At 69.2% G+C, this 461-nt stretch carries 1 protein-coding gene; it reads left to right on the top strand.

Annotated features, from left to right (window positions below; translation table 11 throughout):
- Nucleotides 1-461: ketoacyl-synthetase C-terminal extension domain-containing protein (locus IEZ31_RS58075; RefSeq protein WP_229837336.1), on the top strand; the 461-nt coding region annotated here is incomplete at both ends.

Genomic DNA, 461 nt, shown 5'->3' with positions numbered 1-461 from the left:
CTGACGGCTCCGAATGGTCCGTCGCAGGAGCGGGTGATTCTGCAGGCTTTGGCCAATGCGGGTCTGTCGCCGTCCGAGGTGGACGTTGTCGAGGGTCACGGTACCGGCACCCGGCTGGGCGATCCGATCGAGGCGCAGGCGCTGCTCGCGACCTACGGGCAGGACCGGCAGGAGCCGCTGTGGCTGGGGTCGGTGAAGTCGAACATCGGCCACACGCAGGCCGCCGCCGGCGTTGCCGGGATCATCAAGGTGGTTCAGGCGATGCGGCACGCGACGATGCCGGCGACGCTGCACGTTGACGAGCCGTCGCCGCAGGTCGACTGGACCGCCGGCAACATCTCCCTGCTCACCGAGTCGCGTCCCTGGCCGAACGGGCGGCCGCGCCGGGCGGGTGTGTCGTCGTTCGGGATCAGTGGCACGAATGCGCACGTCATTATCGAGGAGGGCGACCCTACTCCGGT

Origin of the sequence: Dactylosporangium sucinum (assembly GCF_014647515.1) — a bacterium.
GTDB classification, from domain to species: domain Bacteria; phylum Actinomycetota; class Actinomycetes; order Mycobacteriales; family Micromonosporaceae; genus Dactylosporangium; species Dactylosporangium sucinum.
Note: the sequence above shows the minus strand (reverse complement) of the source record. Positions and strands in the feature narration are given on the sequence as shown.